This is a genomic window from Hirschia maritima DSM 19733 (genome assembly GCF_000378345.1).
In the GTDB taxonomy this organism is placed as follows: Bacteria; Pseudomonadota; Alphaproteobacteria; order Caulobacterales; family Hyphomonadaceae; genus Hirschia; species Hirschia maritima.
The window spans coordinates 421,138-440,893 of record NZ_KB899544.1 but is presented as its reverse complement, the minus strand read 5'-3'; the positions used below and the strand labels follow the sequence as shown (position 1 = coordinate 440,893).

The window sequence follows — 19,756 nt, the reverse complement described above, 5'->3', positions numbered from 1 at the left end:
GGAACATCTAAAATGCATTATCAACCTTCTAATCAACTTATCGGTTTCACCCTTGCCGTCGTGGGTGCATGTCTGTTTTCTATGAAGGCTCTTGCAATCAAACTCGCTTTTATTGAGGGAGCGAATGTTGAATTCATGATGGTTTTGAGAATGTGTTTCTCATTGCCGATATTCTGCATTGTCGGTTTTCTCGCTTGGCGGAAGCAAAAAAGAAAAGGCCTCTCCCTCACTTCTAATCGTATTTTGCAAACATGTGCTTTAGGCATTCTAAGTTATTACGTTTGCACTTGGTTAGATTTTGAAAGTCTGCACTATATTTCTGCTCAGTTAGAGCGATTGATCTTGTTTCTCTATCCAACCTTTACAGCGATATTTGCTTGGATATTCTTAAAAGACAAATTGACTGTTAGGCACGTTTGCGCGCTCATCTTATCCTATGTGGGTGTCGCCCTATTGATTGGGCCAGAGAGGCAGCAATTTGGTGATATGGCTTTATGGGGCGCTGGTTTAGTGTTCTTGGCCGCGATACTGTTTGCCGGATATGTTACCATGGCCAAACCAACCATCACCGCCATTGGATCACAATTGTTTACCTCAATTGCAATGACGGCAGCAACTGTTGCGATTGTCATTCACTTCGTTATTCAAATGCACGTGTCTCCAGAAGCTCAACCCATTACCCCGACGATTATCGGATACGGAGTTTTTCTGGCAATTTTTTGCACAGTTTTGCCAGCCTTTGCGATGTCGGAAGCCATATCAAGAATAGGTCCGGGATTATCAAGTGCTGTTGGAGGTATCGGCCCCGCCGTTACAGCATTATTGGCCGTTTGGATATTGAATGAATCTTTTGGATGGCCTCATTTCTGGGCACTAATTTTAACGACTGCGGGCGCATTGATATTGGTAATACAACCTCAAAACAAAACGCCCTAAGCTTTACGCCTTACTCCCTTAATTCTCAGGAAGTTAAATTATGATCTTACGCACTTTATGTCTTTCTTTAATTGCTGTTGTAGCTGCATGTTCAACAACAATGAAAGATCAATCAACGACGATTTATCTAGTTCGCCACGCTGAAAAAGCTTATGATGGAACAAAAGATCCAGACTTATCCCCCAAAGGGGTCATCCGTGCGCAGCATCTCGCTCAAATGATGAAAGCTGTTCCGTTAACGCACATTCACTCTACTCCCTACAAAAGAACAAGACAAACAACCAATCCAACACTAAAACAATCTAATATAGAAGCCATAACTCCATACTCAGGATCTGATTTGGAAGATGTTGCTCAGTTTATCAAAACCACTGGAGGGACTCACCTCGTAGTTGGCCACAGCAACACTACCCCAAAACTTGTTGCATTGCTGTCAAATCAACCAGTCGCCAATGCTCTAGAAATTAAAGAAAACCAATTTGATCTAATGTTCCGGGTGACAATAAATGCCGACGGCACAGCAAATCACGAACTGCTTCCCTACGATCCCAACTTTACTTCCTATTGATTTCTACTCATACCGAACATGCTACTTTAATTGATCCCCTTTGGGGCCCATCACAATCAACTGCCACACTCACTCTTAAAAGCCGGAAAGCGTGGCTCGCATATCTCGCTCACATGCGAACTATGCTCGACATGGATGCTGCGGAGTAAAACCGCAAAATAAAAAAAGCCCGCTACGAATAACGTAGCGGGCTTTTTTCAATTTCAAACACCAACAGAGTTACATCTGCATAGTCCAGCCTTCAACGCCCATAGCAGCCTGACGAATAGCTTCGGACTGTGTTGGGTGAGCGTGACAAGTACGCGCAATGTCTTCTGAAGAAGCTTTGAATTCCATCGCCACACAAACTTCAGCGATCATTTCACCAACGCCCACACCAACCATGTGTGCACCCAAAACTTCATCCGTTGCAGCATCGGCCAAGATTTTCACAAATCCATCAGTTGTGTGGTTACAGCGCGCACGTGAGTTTGCCATGAATGGGAATTTACCCACTTTATATTTCACACCAGCGGCTTTGAGGTCTTCTTCGGTCTTACCAACCCAAGCAATTTCTGGGCTTGTGTAAACAACACCAGGTACAAGATCATAATTCACATGACCTGCCTTACCTGCAATCAGTTCAGCCACAGCCGCACCGTCATCTTCAGCTTTGTGCGCGAGCATTGGGCCAGTTGTTGTGTCACCAATAACCCACACACCTGGAGCTCCAGTTTGGAATTGATTGTTTTCAATCACACCGCGCTGGTTAGGCGTAATGCCGACTGTTTCAAGGCCAAGGCCTTCAGTGTATGGCTTACGTCCAATCGCAACTAATACAACATCAGCATCGATAGCTTCAGCTTCACCGCCTTTGGCTGGCTCCATTGTAAGCTTCAGCTTAGTTTTAAGTTTTTCAACGCCTGTCACTTTCTGACCCAGCTTGAACTTCATACCTTGTTTTGTCAGGATTTTCTGAGCTGTTTTGGCAACTTCCATATCGGACCCCGGAATGATGCGGTCAAGATATTCAACCACAGTCACTTCAGCACCCAAACGAGACCAAACAGACCCTAGCTCAAGACCGATAACACCAGCCCCGATAACAACCATTTTCTTTGGAACACCCGGCAAACTCAAAGCACCTGTTGATGTTACAATGCGCTTCTCATCAATCTCGATGTTTGGCAAACCAGTCGGCACAGAACCTGTTGCGATAACAATATTCTTCGCTGAGATCTCGGCGTTATCCTTACCTTCAACAACAACTTTACCAGCACCTGCAATTCGGCCTTTACCACTGAAAACTTTGATTTTGTTCTTCTTCATCAAGAACGCCACACCTTCAGTCAGCCCTTTAACAGCATCTTCTTTTTGCTTGAGCATTTGAGGAAGGTTGAGTTTTACATTACCTGTTTCAATACCAAGGCTTGCAAAATTATTTCTAGCCTCATCATAAAGCTCAGATGCGTGAAGCATAGCTTTGGATGGAATACACCCAACATTCAAACATGTGCCACCAAGTGTGGCTTCTTTTTCAATGATGGCTGTTTTCAAGCCCAACTGTCCACAACGAATTGCACAGTTATAGCCACCAGGGCCGGCTCCGATAATGACGACGTCAAAAGTCTCAGACATTGTTTTTCCTGTTTCCCCTTGGGGCATGTTGGGCGATTTTTCGCGAAACTATACTTGCCTGCAGGAAGGTCAACATGGCCAAGCTCCGCAAAACACATTGTTAGCGCTATAAAATACCAATCACACAAAAAAACTTGTGTTTGCCTGATTTAATGCCCCTAATTTGGTAAACTTCACCCTAATTTTGGTGTCTTTACACGGAAGGTCTACGTGAGACTTTTGGTGCTAACCAAATCATAAACATTGATCCTGCTGACATGGCAAAAGCTATTGGAAACTTTAGCCACAATGAAAACCCAGCAAATGTACTTCCATAAATGAAAGCCCCTAAAGTGATCACAATGGTAACAACAACCCATGCCGGAAAATGACTTTTAAACCATGTAGCTTTCTTCTTCGGGCATAAAAACGCAGTGACAAACACCCCCGCCCAAAGAGAAACCACCCACAGCGCCATGCCAAAATAAACACCGACACCTGCCGTTTTCGCGATTAACAATCCTGTAGCCGAGGCAATTAGCCCAAACAATGTAGCAATAACAGACTGCATAATTATTCCCGAAGTTGAATCAATTTCGTCATTTAGCACTATCTGTGCTCTTTCTAAAGTCCGCGTTCAAACAGCTAGTTCATCAATTTTGACGTCCAAACATCTCGATATCTTCGGCTTCCGGGAATAACTTCACCATTGCTCACAACAATCCTGGCATCGCCCTCACCTGTTGGCTCAATTTGTTGAATTGAATTTGAGTTTATCAAATAGGAACGGTGCGTTCTAATAAATGTTTGCGAGGTTTCATCCAATAAATTGGAAAGACCCGCCAATGTTGATCTAGCTAGATGCATTCCACCCGTTGCAGTATAGACCTCAACATAATTCCCAGCAGCTTTAGCCCACAAAATTTGAGAGCTTTCAAGAAATATCGTGCGGCCTCCGCATTTTAAAGTAACTCGATTTTTCTTTTGCGCATCTTCTGTTTCTGCGGCTGTTTCTAGCTTTTTGTATTCAAGCTCTCGAGACATCGCAAAAGCCAATACAAAGATGGCAAACGTGATAGCGTCTTTTCGGTATTCATAAAATAGCACCAGATGCGGCAAATCTGGCAAGCTATACGAATGCGGTGTGAATAAGGGATACAGCCCCCACCTCAGTGCCAACATACCCGCAACATGCAATAATGAAAAAACAACGCTCGCCAAAAAATATTTAGGCATCCATTCAAAAACCGATACTCCGTAAGTTGGAGCCGAGCGATTAAAGACACCGATGAAAGGCAGAAGCGACAATGTACTTACCGCGCTAGAACCTTCATCAATCCATGCAAATAACACATTCCTCGGCACAGAAAGCGCCGCTTCATCGGCAATGCGGGATAACGAATTAACCGCGAACGAAGCAATAACAAGCATTGCAATGACTATGATAGTATTGCGTTCGCTTTTTCGATCAGAGGGTTGTGCACTAGCTTCAAACATTGCGCCACATTGCCCAAGCACACCTACCAACACAATAGAATGTCTTGAATTTCATCCCATCAATCCCGCCGCTTATCCCGAATACGCTGTATTATGGGTGTTTTCATCACAAGAGAACACCGTTGATCATTTACAACTCTCTTATGTGCAGCCCACCAACTAGCACCTTCTCATAACTCAATTAAACATCAGATTTGAGAGGTCTTATGTCTACTTCACCGCTTACACGCCGTTATGATCTGGATTGGCTGCGCGTCATCGCTTTTGGTCTACTTATATTTTATCATATCGGCATGTTCTATGTTGAATGGGGATGGCACGTGAAAAGCCAGTATTCCTCTTCTGATGCACACTGGCTGATGAGGCTGTTAAACCCTTGGCGTTTGTCCCTACTCTTCTTTATTTCAGGCATAGCTTTTCGCTTTTTTACCGATAAAAAATCAACTATCCACGCCACAGCAATCCGAAGTTATCGTCTATTTCTGCCCATTTTATTTGGAATGGCAGTAATCGTCATGCCGCAGGCCTATTATCAACTACAATATCAAAACGAGATTGGTATGGGCATGCTAGAGTTTTGGCAAATCTATCTAGTTGGTTCAGAAGATTACTCGGTGAGTATCCCGACGTGGAACCATTTATGGTATGTCGTCTACGTCTTTGTGTATGGACTATTCTTAGCTCTACTTCTTCCCTTTCTAAAACGTTTTGTGAATCCTGTTGTTGAAAGAGCGATTGAAGTTTGCTTTGAACATTGGATCAGCGTATTAATATTAGTACCAATCCCATTCCTGATAATTCGCTTCACACTTACCCCGCATTTCCCAACGACACATGATTTAGTGAGTGATTGGGCCAATCATGCAAATAGCCTAGCGTTCTTTTTCTTGGGATATTTTTTCGCTAAGAATCAAACCTTCTGGAAAGCGATTGATAAGGCCTTGCCTACCTGCTTAGTGAGCTCATTAGTACTCGCATCTGTGCTCACCTTAGTTTGGCTAGACTGGGACACCTTCAGCACCACAGCACCTCAGTGGCAATTAGAATTGGCACGTGCGGGCCGCGTTTTATATGCATGGTTTGTAATTGCTGCATTATTAGGTTTAGCACAGCGCTTCCTCAATCGGGAAAGTAAAATACTGACCTATCTAAATAGAGCTATTTTCCCATATTACATTCTGCACCAGACACTCATCGTAATTGCCGGTTTTCACCTTACGCAACTCAATTTGGGTGCTTGGACAGAATTCCTGGGCGTTTTATTGATCACAGTATATGGGTGCATCGCGATAGAGTTTCTCATACGAAAAACTGTAATTCTGAGACCATTTTTGGGCTTAAAATTCAGAGGCTAAACCTCTTTACGCGCTAATATAATTCCAATCACCATTACGGCCAAACCGAGAATACGTTTGGGCGTGATGGAAGATTGGATAGCCCCAAACAATCCAAAATGATCAATGACTGTCGCGCTAGTCAATTGCCCCAACAAAACTATGAAAATTGCATTTCCCAACCCAATTTGAGGTGCTGCCCATGTCACTGATGTGATGTAAAATACAAAAAAAACACCGGCCAAAAAATAGACCGGAGGGATGGCGTTAAAGTCATTTGCCTTTGGCAAATATCCCACGCCATGCGTCAACATTAGTACAATTGAACTCGTAACAAATGTTACCAAAGTGAGTACGACAACAGCTGCAAAAGGACTAGAGAGCTTTACATTCAGCCCAGCATTCAAATTTGCCATCATTGGAATTCCAAACCCTGCAGCAAACAGAAGCAAGGTCGAGCCAATCATAAAATTTGTAATGGTCATTTGAAATACTAGCCAACTTAAAAATCGCAAAGAAAACATACAAGCCATTCACACTCTTGAACACCTTGGGAGCGCGAAATATGTCTTTATTTTTAGCTCAATATCAATCCAGCACACTTGTTCATATAGCCAACCGGCTATGCATGTTGATAATTATATAGTTATTTAGCTATATATCGATTCATGAACAATATATTCAAAGCCCTTTCCGATCCTACCCGCCAAAAAGTACTCGAGCTTTTGAAGAGTAAACCAATGAGTGCTGGAGATATCGGAGAACATTTTACATTCTCTCAGCCGACAATGTCGGCTCACCTGTCCGTATTGAAACAAGCTGATCTCGTCCAAACAGAAAAAATCGGCAAGCAAGTTTTCTACCGACTAAAACTGACTGTGTTGGAAGATGCTGTTCTCAGTCTCTCCAAAACATTCGGAATAAAACCATCAAACCAAGAAGACCCCTCACCTGAAACCTTTCCTAAGGAGGCGGACCAATGAGTTTTCGTACCTATTTAATCGCTTTTTTTATTCTCACACTCATACTCATCGGCATAACGATCGTTGATTGGCGAGTAAATGACGTCATCAATCTCGGTGAGTTTGGATTACCCAAACCTGTCGCTGTATTTGGGTTTGTCTCAATAATGTGGGTAGGCAGTTTTGCTCTAAAGTTTATGCCAAAGCTAGATGAAAAGCACAAAAGCAGCGGACCATTTCTTATGTGGTGCGTTCTTCTAACCATGGCCTACATATTATTGGATAAAAGTCTTCTGTTTGCTTTTAATTCAGGCTGGGTTGGCTCCCCCACTTTAGAACGCGCTGACATGGCTTATTATGGCTTCTTCATCATGTTGCTAGCAAATTTCCAGACCAAAACACTTCCACCAGCAGGCAAAACACCAGAAGAAACGCATCTCAGAGATGTTCGTTTCCGAGCTTCTAGCAAAGCAACCTTCCTATTTGGTTTGGCATTTGTTGTGATTTGGTTGTTGGTTCCAAGTAAAACAATCGCGCTAGGCTCATCAATTTCTGCCTTCGCTATTATGTGCCTTTACATTTTATGGCGCTGCTCAAAAGTAAAACGTCAACTAGTTTAAAGGTAACGCAACACCCAACAAAAAAGCCCGCAATCCTCTGGCGGGCTTTTCTCTTTTTCGGATTTCAAAACCATACAATAACTGCTTTCCAGTCTTCCATGCTTTCTATGATGCGAGCCCCAGCTTGCTTTTCATCAATAGCAGTAAAAACTCAAAGCACTCATTTAGACTAATTCCCGAGTATTAAACGCCCGATTTCTCGGTGCCTTTCTTGCACACTTTCCGGTAAATTTCTGACCCCTTTTTCATCCAAATGATCAATACCACCAGCCCATGTATAGGCTAGAACCATACTAATATCCGTTCTGCTTTGAGCTAAATTAAGATAATTGGTAGCAACATCAGCCATATCTGTTTCACTTAAACCGGCCTGCTCGTGAATGGGAGTGTGATTTGCATCCATAATCATCACTAGACTTTGATGATCTTCAAGACGTTCAGAGGCCATATCCAGATAGTTGGTATAGAGCGGCTCCTCTGCAGGGTCTTCGATTGTATAAGCGTTAAAGCCCCACAAATCGACTTGAGCCAGTATCGTAGGTGCATTTGGACCGTGATAGGCTTCAATCATCATGATTTTTGAGTTTGGATATTCTGTTTTCACGGCATCTATCGCAGTAGCAACATGTGAAAGATCCAAACCTCGATGCGTCGGTTCATCTACAATGTAAAAAATCAACTCATCGGGGGAAACACCACTATTGGTGATAGCTTGTTTTACTCCATTCCACAGAATGGCCGAATTTGGATTTTCCTCCAATTGCGTTCCATTGAGCTGAAAAAAGACTGGCTCTATGTAAAACACTGGAGTGTACTGAGCGGCGGTTTCAGACAGCCGCGTTGCCAATGCATCGAAATCACCGGTGACACAAACTTGATTGGCATTGGTAAATCCCGACACTTCGTCAGAGTAATCAATTTTGACTTCATTATCCAACGGATCATCATGATCACATGCAATAGCTGAATATCCGAAATATTTAATCGAAGATGTTGCAGTTGGTGTACTGATGGGAGTTGGCGTATTCTCACTGCTATTAGAGCCTCCGCCACCACTACATGCAACGAGCCCCAACGCGTAAGCCATAACGCAAACCTCAAAACGCATTTAAATACCTCAAAAATCACCTTATTCAAAAATCAACATGCTAACAAACGCCCAGCAAAGCTGGTTACACCCCAATTTTCGACATAATACACAAAAAAACCCACCGAAAATTACTTCGATGGGTCTTCTATTAGAAATATTCTCAATCCTTAGAGATCAAGCAATAGTCGCTCTGGATCTTCCAAGTTCTCTTTAATGCGAACAAGGAATGTCACAGCTTCCTTACCATCTACGATACGGTGATCGTAAGATAGAGCGAGATACATCATCGGACGGATCTTAACTTCACCATTGATCGCCACTGGACGCTGTTCAATACGGTGAAGTCCAAGCACACCAGACTGCGGTGGGTTCAAAATTGGTGTAGACAGCATAGAACCATACACACCACCATTTGTAATCGTGAATGATCCACCCTGAAGGTCAGATAACTGAAGCTTTCCATCACGCGCTAATTTAGCCAAACGACCAAGCTCACGCTCGATACCAGCTAAGCTCATCGCATCTGCGTCACGGATAACAGGCGTTACTAGACCTTTATCTGTTCCGACTGCCATAGAGACATCATAGTAATTCTTGTAAATGATGTCTGTGCCATCAATCTCAGCATTTACTGCCGGAATTTCTTTAAGCGCATGAACAACAGCTTTTGTGAAGAATGACATAAAGCCAAGTTTCACGCCGTGTTTTTCATAGAAAGTATCTTTGTACTTCTTACGAATTGCCATGACTTCAGTCAGATCAACATCGTTGAATGTTGTCAGCATGGCTGCAGTGTTTTGAGCTTCTTTCAAACGACGTGCAATTGTCTGACGAAGACGTGTCATTTTCACACGCTCTTCTCTCGGACCAAGCTCACGTGATGCTGCTGATGGTGCAGCCGCTTGCTGAGCACCACCTTGAGAGATAAAGTTCAAAGCATCCCCTTTCGTTGCACGACCGCCGCGGCCTGTGCCAGGAATGTCTGCTGGATTAACGCTGTTTTCTGCTGAGATACGACGAACAGATGGCGCAACCGCAGCACCTGAACTAGCTGATGCCGCAGGAGCCGCCGCAGCTGGAGCTGCAGCTGGAGTTGAACTTGCTGCCGCACCTGCAGAGATCACTGCTATTTCAGTTCCGATTTCAACAGTTGTTCCTTCAGTCACTAAAGTTTCAGAAAGAACGCCTGCTACGGGAGCTGGTACTTCAATAGCAACTTTGTCTGTTTCAATTTCGGCAATTGGATCGTCTTGAGCAACTGCTTCACCTGGTTGTTTCAACCATTGGGACAATGTCCCTTCGGTGACACTTTCACCCATCGCTGGCACAGCAACTTTGACTTGTTCACCAGAACCTGATGCTGCAGGAGCTGCGCTCTCTGCTGCTGGCGCTGATGGAGCTGCAGCAGCACCGTTACCAGCACCAATACGACCTAGAAGTGCTCCGATCTCCACATTCTCACCCTCAGGAGCGAGAATTTCTGTCAGAACACCATCTTCAGCTGCAGACACTTCCACAGATACTTTATCTGTTTCTAGCTCAACAAGCACTTCGTCTTTTGCTACCGCATCGCCTGGCGCTTTAGCCCAAGAGCCAACCGTTGCTTCTGTAACACTTTCGCCCAGTACTGGGACCGTAATATCGGCCATCTTGACCTCCTTCAAACGTCCTTTCCGGACGTGCTACTCTTCAAATGCTGCATCAAGGAATGCAGCTAGTTCTTTTTTGTGTAAGCCCATTGTTCCTGCCGCTGTTGAGGCAGACGCAGCGCGACCGACATATCGTGCTCTTGTAGACTTGGCTTCAAGTCTCTCGAGTACGCGTTCAATATTTGGATCTACAAATGACCAAGATCCCATATTCTTGGGTTCTTCTTGACACCAAACCATGTCGGCATTCTTAAAGCGCTGCAATTCTTCCATAAGCGGACCAACCGGGAATGGATATAGCTGCTCAACACGCAATAAGTAGACATCATTGATGCCGCGTTTTTCACGCTCTTCAAACAAGTCGTAATAAACTTTACCACTACACATGATGACACGACGGATTTTGTCGTCTTTCACCAATTCCACTTTTGCCTGACGACCTTCTGTCTCCGCATCATCCCACAAGACACGGTGGAAAGAAGAACCTTCCGCTAAATCTGCAAGAGCTGATGTCGCCATCTTATGACGCAATAGAGATTTTGGTGTCATCAGAATGAGTGGCTTACGGAAGTCACGGTGAATCTGACGACGCAAAATGTGGAAATAGTTTGCAGGTGTTGTACAATTGGCAACCTGCATGTTGTCCTGTGCACAAAGCTGCAAGAAACGTTCAAGACGCGCTGAAGAGTGCTCAGGTCCCTGCCCCTCATAACCGTGAGGTAGAAGACAAACTAGTCCAGACATCCGCAGCCATTTACGCTCACCGCAGGATAAGAATTGGTCAAACACGACCTGCGCACCATTGGCAAAATCACCAAATTGCGCTTCCCAAAGTGTAAGTGTGTTTGGAGCAGCCAGAGAATATCCATACTCATAACCAAGTACAGCTTCCTCAGACAAAGCAGAGTCTATCACTTCATAGTCAGCTTGCTCATGTCGAAGCGAACGCAATGGTGTATAGCGCTTCTCAGTGTCTTGATCGACTATGTGAGAATGACGTTGCGAGAATGTACCACGACCAGAATCCTGACCAGACAAACGCACAGGGAACCCTTCAGAAAGAAGCGAACCAAACGCCAGCATTTCGGCTGTTGCCCAATCAATCTTCTCACCTGTTGAGATCATTTTAGCGCGCTGATCATAGACCTTTTTAACAGTCTTATGAGCATTCACTGAATTTGGAATTCTCGTGAGCTGGCTACCAATTGCTTCCAATCGATCTTTCTCAAGAGATGTCTGACCACGACGATCATTATCTTCTGGAAGACCAAGACCAGACCAAGCACCATCAAGCCAATCAGCGCTGTCAGCTTTATAGTTTTTACCTTTTTCAAACTCTTCATCAAAGAAGACTTCAAGGTCTTTAACTAGCTTTTCCACACCTTCTTGGGTAATCACACCGCGCTTAATCAACTCATCCGAGTATAACTCACGCGTTGACTTGTGACCTTTGATTTTCTTGTACATCAATGGCTGCGTAAACATCGGTTCGTCACCTTCATTGTGACCGAAGCGACGGTAACAGAACATGTCGATGACAACATCTTTACCAAATTTCTGACGATATTCTGTTGCTACTTTTGCGGCATGCACAACCGCTTCAGGGTCATCTCCATTCACGTGGAATATCGGAGCTTGCACCTGCAACGCAACATCTGTCGGATATGGCGAAGAACGCGAATATTTCGGGCTAGTCGTGAAACCAATCTGGTTGTTCACGATAAAGTGGACTGTTCCACCTGTGCGATATCCAGATAGGCCAGACAAAGCAAAACACTCTGAAACAACACCTTGCCCAGCAAAAGCCGCATCACCGTGAAGAAGTAATGGCATCACTTTTGTCCGCTCAGCCTTAGTATCTTCTAACAGGTCAAAGCTTTGTTTTGCACGCGCTTTACCGAGTACAACTGGGTTCACCGCTTCCAAGTGAGATGGGTTCGCGGTTAGTGACAAGTGAACAGAATTACCGTCAAACTCGCGGTCTGATGATGCACCCAGGTGATATTTCACATCACCTGAACCAAATTCGTCAGCACCTTGCGTGTTTCCGCCTTGGAATTCATTGAAGATGATGTGGTATGGTTTACCCATCACAGCAGCTAGAACGTTCAAACGTCCACGGTGTGGCATACCAAGAATGATTTCATCTACGCCCAGCGCACCACCGCGTTTGATGATTTGCTCAAGCGCAGGCACAGCAGCTTCACCACCATCAAGACCAAAACGCTTGGTACCAGGATAACGCTTGTGGAGGAAACGCTCAAATGTTTCAGCCTCCAAAAGCTTTGTCAAAATTGCGATGCTACCTTCAGCAGTAAAGGCGATCTCTTTGCCTTCACCTTCGATACGAGACTGCAACCATCCTTTTTCTTCAGGATCTGAAATGTGCATAAACTGCACACCAAAAGTGGAACAATAAGTCCGCTTTAGAATCTCAAGGATTTTGCGAGGCGTTGCATATTCAAGCCCCAGAACGTGATCAATATAGATTTCCCGATCCATATCAGCTTCCATGAAGCCATATGTTTTAGGATCTAATTCTGGGTGCTCTTTAGGTTTCTCAATTCCCAGCGGATCAAGTTTTGCTGCCAAGTGACCGCGAATACGGTAGGCGCGGATCATCATCAAAGCTTTGATGGAATCTTGAACTTGCTGGTTGATTTGTTCTTTCGTCGCACCAGAGGCCGGAGCACCTGCAGGAGCAGATTTTCCTTTTTTCTCCAGTTTGGACTTAAGGGCCGGTTCGATCTTACCCCAATCACCATCCAATGCAGAAATCAGCTCGTCTGATTTAGCTTTTGGCCAATTCTTGTTCGTCCAAGCGGGGCCATTCGCTGCCTGTTTTGCAGCTTGAGCTGGATCGCCGACTTCATCAAAGAAGTTGCGCCAATCTGCGGATACTGATGAAGGATCATCCACGTATTGAGCATAAAGTTGCTCGATATAAACAGCATTTGCTCCGTAGAGAAAATCTGTGTCTAACATTGCGGCGTTCTGTTCAGAGCGCCCTGTGTCTGCCGATGCCGACTGGCTCGTCATGGTTAACCGTCCTTAGTACAAGAACGGCCAGACTGTGATTTAAGCCTCAGCCTGGCCGTCTTGTCGTTGCGTTACTTTAGCCTTTCAGCACTTCAGTCATAGTGACACCTAGACGTGCCGGACTTGGGGAAACAGTGATACCTGCTTCTTCCATCGCCGCGATCTTGTCTTCCGCGCCACCTTTACCGCCAGATACAATAGCACCAGCGTGACCCATCGTGCGTCCAGGAGGAGCTGTACGACCCGCAATGAAACCAACCATTGGTTTTTTGCGACCTTTTTTAGCTTCATCCTTCAGGAATTGAGCGGCTTCTTCTTCGGCTGAACCACCGATTTCACCGATCATGATGATGGATTCTGTCTCATCGTCAGCTAAGAACATTTCTAAAACGTCAATAAACTCGGTTCCCTTAACTGGGTCACCACCGATACCGACAGCAGATGTTTGGCCAAGACCTTCAACAGATGTCTGGTAAACAGCTTCATATGTCAGTGTACCTGAACGAGAAACCACACCAACACTACCTTTTTTGAAGATAGAACCAGGCATAATACCGATTTTACACTGTTCTGGTGTCATCAGACCAGGACAGTTAGGTCCAATCAGACGTGAGCTTGATTTGTCCAGTTTAGCTTTCACATCAACCATGTCGAGAACTGGAACACCTTCAGTGATACAAACGATCAATGGGATTTCAGCTTCGATAGCTTCGATGATAGCTGCACCACAGCCTGCTGGTGGTACGTAAATTACAGATGCATCAGCACCAGTTTTCTCTTTACCTTCAGCAACTGATGCAAAGATTGGCAATTCTTGACCTTTGTCAGATGTCCAGTTTGTGCCACCTTTTTTCGGGTGAATACCGCCAACCATTTGAGTACCGAAGTAATCAAGAGCCTGGTTTGTGTGGAAAGAACCGGTTTTACCAGTCATACCCTGAGTTAGGATCTTTGTATTTTTGTCGATAAGAATAGACATGTGACTTAAGCTCCCTTCACTGCAGCAACAATTTTTTGTGCAGCGTCATCAAGGTCATTTGCTGGGATCACGTTCAAGCCAGAGTTGGCGATGATCTCTTTACCTTTTTCCACGTTTGTACCTTCAAGACGTACAACCAATGGAACAGCAAGGTTTGTTTCTTTTACAGCCTGAAGAACACCTTCAGCGATAACATCACACTTCATGATGCCACCAAAAATGTTGACCAAGATACCTTTAACAGCAGGGTCTTTCATGATGATTTTAAATGCAGCAGCAACTTTTTCTGCGTTTGCACCACCACCAACATCACAGAAGTTAGCTGGCTCTTCACCATAAAGCTTGATGATGTCCATTGTGGCCATAGCAAGACCAGCACCGTTCACCATACAACCGATAGTACCTTCAAGCGCGATGTAGGCTAGATCCCACTCAGACGCTTCGATTTCTTTTTCGTCTTCTTCAGTCTTGTCGCGAAGTTCCATAATGTCTGGGTGACGGAACAATGCGTTTCCATCGAAAGAAACTTTAGCATCGAGAACACGAAGACGTTCGTTTTCCATCACGATCAGTGGGTTGATCTCAAGCATGTCCATGTCTTTTTCAATGAACGCTTTATAAAGGATCTTTGAAAGAGCAATTCCATCTTCACGAGCAGTACCCTCAAGGCCCAGAGCGTCACAAAGTTTGTTTGCGTCAGCGTCTGTAACACCTGCAGTAGGATCGATTGGAAGCGTGATAATTTTCTCTGGTGTAGACTCAGCTACTTCTTCAATGTCCATCCCACCTTCTGTTGAAGCAACAAAAGCTGGCTGACCTGAAGCACGGTCAACAAGAAGAGAAAGGTAAAGCTCAGTTTTGATGTCCGCACCATCTTCAATGTAGATACGGTTAACTTGCTTACCTGCTGGTCCAGTTTGGTGTGTGACCAAAGTTTTACCAAGCATTTGACCAACGTTTGAAATAACTTCCTCTTTAGAGAAAGCTAGGCGTACACCACCCTTTTCGCCGGCATCAGCCTCTTTAAACTTACCTTTACCACGGCCACCTGCGTGGATCTGGGATTTCACAACCCAGAGAGGTCCTGGAAGCTTGTCAGCTGCAGCTGCTGCTTCATCTGCTGAAAACACAGCTACACCGTCCGCGACGGGTGCGCCAAACTCTTTGAGAACGGCCTTGGCCTGATGCTCGTGAATATTCATAGAAAACCGCCTAATCTAAGCGAGGAAAAAGCCCCTGATTACTCGCGGTTTATATCATTCAGCACCCTTCTGACAACCGGACTTTGGTCGGTAAAAAGCGGATTATTAAGACCTGATTAACTGTTAGGTAATTCGTTAGCGCTAACAGCCCTATTCTGTCGTAAACTGCTCGCAAAAAAAAATTTGAAAAAATTTCAGTTCACGAGCAGAAAATCAGCAAAAACGCCCTAAAACTCGACATTTTGGCCAGATACTTCTTGGCCATTTTCATCAATGATCGACAATTTTACAGTCGATTTATCCCAATCAATATCGATCGCACCATAGTTGGCAAATGTGTATCCATCACCGATTTGGTTCGTGTCATATTCATCCGAAATCGCAGTTCTTGCGAACACAGAATTGACCGAAGAAGACGTCAATTCGTACACCGGTCCAACTCCATCTATTTCCTCCTTATAGAGATAAGAAGTGTGACGGTCTCCAGAGACAAAAATCGTGTTTTTTGCTTCTGTTTTGGCCAACAATTTATACAAACGCTCTCGTTCTTTTGGCATGGTCGACCAAGCTTCCCATCCGTGAACTGTCGGAATGACTTGAATTGAAGAGACAAGCAAACGCAAATCAGCAGGCTTGCGCAATTCTTCTTCTAACCAGCTCCACTGAGCCTCCCCTAACATATCTTGCTGTGGGTCAGTCGACGGAAGATATCGCTCTTTACCTTTAGCACCCCGATCGTCAGTCGGTGTTAATTCAGAACGAAAAAAGCGCGTGTCAGTCAGAATGATTTGGAGGCGCTGCCCATCTGGTCCACTGATTGTAGAAGAGTAGACACCGGGACGCTCGGCTACCTCTTCATCCACGTCAAAGAAGCGTTCAAAAATGCGTTCTGCAAACTCTTTGAATGGGAATTCACTTCCTGCGTCATTGGCTCCATAATCATGATCATCCCACGTAGCCAACATTGGACGCGCTTTACGAAGAGCAATGAAATTTTCATCATCCGCCAACTCTTGGTAGCTGGAGCGCAATTCCGCAAGATCAGCTTCGTTGTTTACGAAATTACGAACCATATCCATATCGCCGTAAACATTGTCACCGATCAAAAGCGTTAAATCAGCCTTCTCTGCAGCCATGGTCGCGATGCTTGATAAATCTTTTTCTTCATTGATACAGGAAGCAACAATCACACGCTGAACTAATTTGTCAGCAGCAAGTTTGGGGCTGAACGATGCCGTCGGTAATTGGCTATCGGAAAAGGTCGCATAATACGAACGCAACGCTTCCTGAGGCGAAGTTGCTGGAGCTTCAACCTTACTTACTTCAGTATGCACGCAGGCGCTCAGCCCAAGCACCGCACATCCGGCCAATAAAAACTGACGCATTACGATCTCCAATCCCAAACAGGTTTAATTGAAGGTCTTATCTAGTCGAGTTTTGCAACAAATGTACAACAATTTTCTTTTTCGAAGAAAAAATGTTGCTGAAATTCTTAAAAATCAGATCCAAGCTGCCGCATCTTCCAGATTTTGCTTATCAAGTAATTCCGCGACAAATCGAATATGCGCGCGCAATCGATAAAGATCATCAGTATAGCTGTCAGGAACTTCCACTTTCCCTGTTTCGGCCTGCAATTCAGACAGTTTCAATCGAGTTTTCAAACGCTCTTCATCTGTTTGAGCCTGACGCCCCTCTGCTTCAAGCGTTCTTAAATCACGATACCATACATAAATTTTACGGCGAATTCTCCAGCGATATATAGGAGGACCAGCTCGAACAATCGGCACCATCAAAGTTATCAATGGAATAAGCAGCACCCATGCGCGATCAAGAAAGTTCGCCAATCCAAACGGAAAATAACGACGCAAGAATGATGGCCCGCGCTCATAATAGCGCGAAGCTTCCTTAGAAATCGGTAAATCAGCAAACAAAGGTGTTGGGAACGTTTCAGGAGAATTTAACAGCGCGCCAAACTTATGAGTTTCGGTCATAGCTTCCAGCAAAACTGCCTGAATAGCAGGATGCAGGTCTTTCTTAACAACGATCTGAGCCACAGGAGAAATAAGTTTAACATCTTGTGCCGGTAAATCCTCTTTCAAACTCAAAGCGCCATCGGGCAGAACTACATCTTTTAAATAAGGATGCCGACGCGCATAAGCCAATGAGCGATCAATTGAAACAAGCTCCACTCCCGGCGTCCGAATTAGCTTTTTAATCCAGCTGGCTTGAGGCCCTGCCACAAGAAAAGCAGCATCTACCCTGCCTTCAAGCAATTGCTGGGCAGCATCTGCTCCGCTTGCCTCTATCAACTCAACTGAGTCGGCGTCCAATCCGTTTTCGGATAAAATAACGTCTGACAGAACTCGAGCGCCGGAACCCATTGCGCCGACTGCAACTCTACTCCCTATAAGCCCTCTCAAATCCTCAATTGCAATTTCAGAGCGTTTAAACACCCATAGGGGTTCATAATAAATTGCCCCAAGAGAATACAAACTCTCTCTATGATTAGGGTTCGCCACCCCGCTTTGAACAATGGCAACATCCACTTCGCCATTCATCAATCGCGCTAAATTATCAACTGAACCAGAGGTATTCAAAACCTCAACATCCACATCAATATTCGCCAGCAATGATTTATAAACATCAGCTGTTGCCGAATACTCCCCTCCAGCGGAACCTGACGCCATCAGTATTTTCTTAGGTGGAGGTGGTTCCAAGAGACTGAACAATCCCCAAACCAACAACAGGATAAAAAAGACCGTCCACCAGTAACGTTTCAGGAGAGCCTGCATGTGTTGTAATCCCACTCAACTAAGTCTTCGCATCTAGCTGGGAACATAATCCCGTTTCCTCCACAAAATCCAGATGAAACATGATTAACTTTTCCATCTCTTGCAGTGAGATATATCAAGGCACATCTATTGCACTGATATCATCATAGTAACCGCATAAGCATTATTTGTGAGACGAATTGGCAATAGCAACGCATTAGTCCCATCTACGCTTGAAGCAAACAGATCAAGGAGGAAGAAGAATGATCAAAATTATTGGAATTGCTCTAGCAGCATCACTTATCGCAGCCGGTTTCTATTTGAACCTGAATGCTAGTTCTTCACTATTTATCTAATTTGAACCAACTCTAACTTTTATTTTTAATCCGACTAGATTTTCATTTATTCAATTTTAAAGAGCCATCTTCCACCACATTGCAAATTTGCATATCACCTATATCAAGGTATGCGTTCACAAAATATGCAAAATGTACTATATAATAATCATGTTATCGCAATAACGCATAACTATAGTATATTGGAGACGAGACAATGGCTAAACTTATTGCTCAATTTATAGGTGCAGCAGCCCTAGTGACTGTATTCTACCTAAACCTAACAAACTCTACAGCTGTTATTCTGTAAATTAGTTAGAGGGGAATTTCCCCAGAAACTTCAGACAGCATGGAAGAGCTTCCTAGCTCACCCATGCAGCCTGAGTGGAACTAAAGTTCCAAATTATTTTTGTATTGACTGAACAGCACTCAATACAACTTCAGAAGCAGGACGCTCTTTATAGCCCTCTTCCATTAGCTTAACTGCAACAGTGTTATCACTTCCTACAACAAGCACGGCCGGATGCGGAATACCGTACGCCTTTGAGCCTTCTTCATATTTTGTATTTAGAAGACCAAACGCTTTGATGTTTGCAGAAGCTGTATCTGATACAAGCTGATAAGATAAGTTTTGTTTCTCTTTAAACGCAGCAAGCGTTTCTGGTGCATCATATGAAATAGCGACCAATGGATAGCCAAGCTCATCCAATTGAGCAGCGACATTTTCCATGTCTTTCATTTGCTTTTTACAGAATGGACACCAATCTGCTGAACGTACGAATACAAAAGTAGCGCCGTTCGTACCTTTCAATGCTTCAAGAGTTGAAGTCGCACCATCAACGCCAGTCACGACTTTTGCGGCAGCTTCACCCGTTGGAATAGTATCGCCAACCTTCAAGCCAATTTCGTGGTTTTCCATCTTCTCCATTTTTGCCGCTTTTTCTGGTCCAGCATTCGCAGCACCGGCAACTCCAAAAGCAATCAAAGAAGCTGATACCAGCCCAGCAATTGAATTTCTCATTATATTTCCCTTACAGAATTTGTCGCCCGATCCCCTACATGATCGGGCAATTGCATTCTCAATGACAAAACTGGACTCAACTTTCCAGCCCATTTGGCAGCATCTCACGCAAGTGTGAAAAGCCGTCAAAACTATGTGCGAATAGCGTTTTGACGTA

Annotated in this window: 17 protein-coding genes; 5 read left to right on the top strand and 12 right to left on the bottom strand. The window is 44.4% G+C overall.

Translation table 11 applies throughout. The annotated features are described in order from the left end of the window. The first annotated feature begins 12 nt into the window (after positions 1-12). Positions 13-936 (top strand): DMT family transporter, encoded by a 924-nt coding sequence (locus F551_RS0101965; RefSeq protein ID WP_018995796.1) that lies wholly within the window; start codon positions 13-15, stop codon positions 934-936. A gap of 40 nt (positions 937-976) precedes the next feature. Next, positions 977-1,504 (top strand): SixA phosphatase family protein, encoded by a 528-nt coding sequence (locus tag F551_RS16070; protein WP_018995795.1) that lies wholly within the window; start codon positions 977-979, stop codon positions 1,502-1,504. 219 nt (positions 1,505-1,723) lie between these two features. On the opposite strand, the gene lpdA is transcribed toward F551_RS16070, so the two are convergent. The 3 genes from lpdA to F551_RS0101945 form a co-directional block, all read right to left on the bottom strand. After that, positions 1,724-3,121: a dihydrolipoyl dehydrogenase gene (gene lpdA / locus F551_RS0101955; RefSeq protein WP_026296601.1), complete on the bottom strand. Its 1,398-nt coding sequence runs from the start codon at positions 3,119-3,121 to the stop codon at positions 1,724-1,726. A 193-nt stretch (positions 3,122-3,314) separates the two neighbouring features. Beyond that, on the bottom strand, positions 3,315-3,671 hold the full coding sequence (locus F551_RS0101950; protein WP_018995793.1) for a hypothetical protein: 357 nt from the start codon (positions 3,669-3,671) through the stop codon (positions 3,315-3,317). Between the two features lie 74 nt (positions 3,672-3,745). Further along, entirely contained in the window at positions 3,746-4,597 is an 852-nt protein-coding gene (locus F551_RS0101945; RefSeq protein ID WP_155825797.1) for a LytR/AlgR family response regulator transcription factor, read from the bottom strand. A gap of 206 nt (positions 4,598-4,803) precedes the next feature. Here F551_RS0101945 and F551_RS0101940 point away from each other — a divergent pair, with 206 nt between their 5' ends. Then, positions 4,804-5,952: an acyltransferase family protein gene (locus F551_RS0101940; RefSeq protein WP_018995791.1), complete on the top strand. Its 1,149-nt coding sequence runs from the start codon at positions 4,804-4,806 to the stop codon at positions 5,950-5,952. On the opposite strand, the gene F551_RS0101935 is transcribed toward F551_RS0101940, so the two are convergent. Then, a complete protein-coding gene (locus tag F551_RS0101935; protein ID WP_051089140.1) occupies positions 5,949-6,416 on the bottom strand; it encodes a DMT family transporter in 468 nt (155 codons plus the stop codon). The two genes, F551_RS0101940 and F551_RS0101935, sit on opposite strands and share 4 nt — an antisense overlap. A gap of 183 nt (positions 6,417-6,599) precedes the next feature. Here F551_RS0101935 and F551_RS0101930 point away from each other — a divergent pair, with 183 nt between their 5' ends. Together F551_RS0101930 and F551_RS0101925 are read left to right on the top strand one after the other, a co-directional pair. After that, positions 6,600-6,914 (top strand): autorepressor SdpR family transcription factor, encoded by a 315-nt coding sequence (locus tag F551_RS0101930; protein ID WP_026296599.1) that lies wholly within the window; start codon positions 6,600-6,602, stop codon positions 6,912-6,914. Then, positions 6,911-7,513: a hypothetical protein gene (locus F551_RS0101925; RefSeq protein ID WP_018995788.1), complete on the top strand. Its 603-nt coding sequence runs from the start codon at positions 6,911-6,913 to the stop codon at positions 7,511-7,513. The genes F551_RS0101930 and F551_RS0101925 overlap by 4 nt, the downstream gene beginning before the upstream one ends. A gap of 169 nt (positions 7,514-7,682) precedes the next feature. On the opposite strand, the gene F551_RS0101920 is transcribed toward F551_RS0101925, so the two are convergent. The 8 genes from F551_RS0101920 to F551_RS0101875 all read right to left on the bottom strand — a co-directional run bounded on the left by F551_RS0101920 (position 7,683) and on the right by F551_RS0101875 (position 19,599). Further along, positions 7,683-8,621 carry a hypothetical protein gene (locus F551_RS0101920; protein WP_018995787.1) on the bottom strand — a complete coding sequence of 313 codons (939 nt, stop codon included), beginning with the start codon at positions 8,619-8,621 and terminating at the stop codon, positions 7,683-7,685. Between the two features lie 149 nt (positions 8,622-8,770). Next, positions 8,771-10,252 carry a 2-oxoglutarate dehydrogenase complex dihydrolipoyllysine-residue succinyltransferase gene (gene odhB, locus F551_RS0101915; protein ID WP_018995786.1) on the bottom strand — a complete coding sequence of 494 codons (1,482 nt, stop codon included), beginning with the start codon at positions 10,250-10,252 and terminating at the stop codon, positions 8,771-8,773. Positions 10,253-10,285: 33 nt separating this feature from the next. Further along, positions 10,286-13,291, bottom strand: a complete 3,006-nt coding sequence (locus F551_RS0101910) for a 2-oxoglutarate dehydrogenase E1 component (RefSeq protein WP_018995785.1) — start codon at positions 13,289-13,291, stop codon at positions 10,286-10,288. A 76-nt stretch (positions 13,292-13,367) separates the two neighbouring features. Next, on the bottom strand, positions 13,368-14,270 hold the full coding sequence (gene sucD / locus F551_RS0101905; RefSeq protein WP_018995784.1) for a succinate--CoA ligase subunit alpha: 903 nt from the start codon (positions 14,268-14,270) through the stop codon (positions 13,368-13,370). Positions 14,271-14,275: 5 nt separating this feature from the next. Then, positions 14,276-15,472 carry an ADP-forming succinate--CoA ligase subunit beta gene (gene sucC, locus F551_RS0101900; protein ID WP_018995783.1) on the bottom strand — a complete coding sequence of 399 codons (1,197 nt, stop codon included), beginning with the start codon at positions 15,470-15,472 and terminating at the stop codon, positions 14,276-14,278. A gap of 227 nt (positions 15,473-15,699) precedes the next feature. Further along, positions 15,700-16,857, bottom strand: a complete 1,158-nt coding sequence (locus F551_RS0101895) for an alkaline phosphatase D family protein (protein ID WP_018995782.1) — start codon at positions 16,855-16,857, stop codon at positions 15,700-15,702. A 114-nt stretch (positions 16,858-16,971) separates the two neighbouring features. After that, positions 16,972-18,264 (bottom strand): TAXI family TRAP transporter solute-binding subunit, encoded by a 1,293-nt coding sequence (locus tag F551_RS0101890; protein ID WP_026296598.1) that lies wholly within the window; start codon positions 18,262-18,264, stop codon positions 16,972-16,974. A 717-nt stretch (positions 18,265-18,981) separates the two neighbouring features. Next, a complete protein-coding gene (locus F551_RS0101875; protein WP_018995778.1) occupies positions 18,982-19,599 on the bottom strand; it encodes a peroxiredoxin family protein in 618 nt (205 codons plus the stop codon). Positions 19,600-19,756 lie beyond the last annotated feature (157 nt).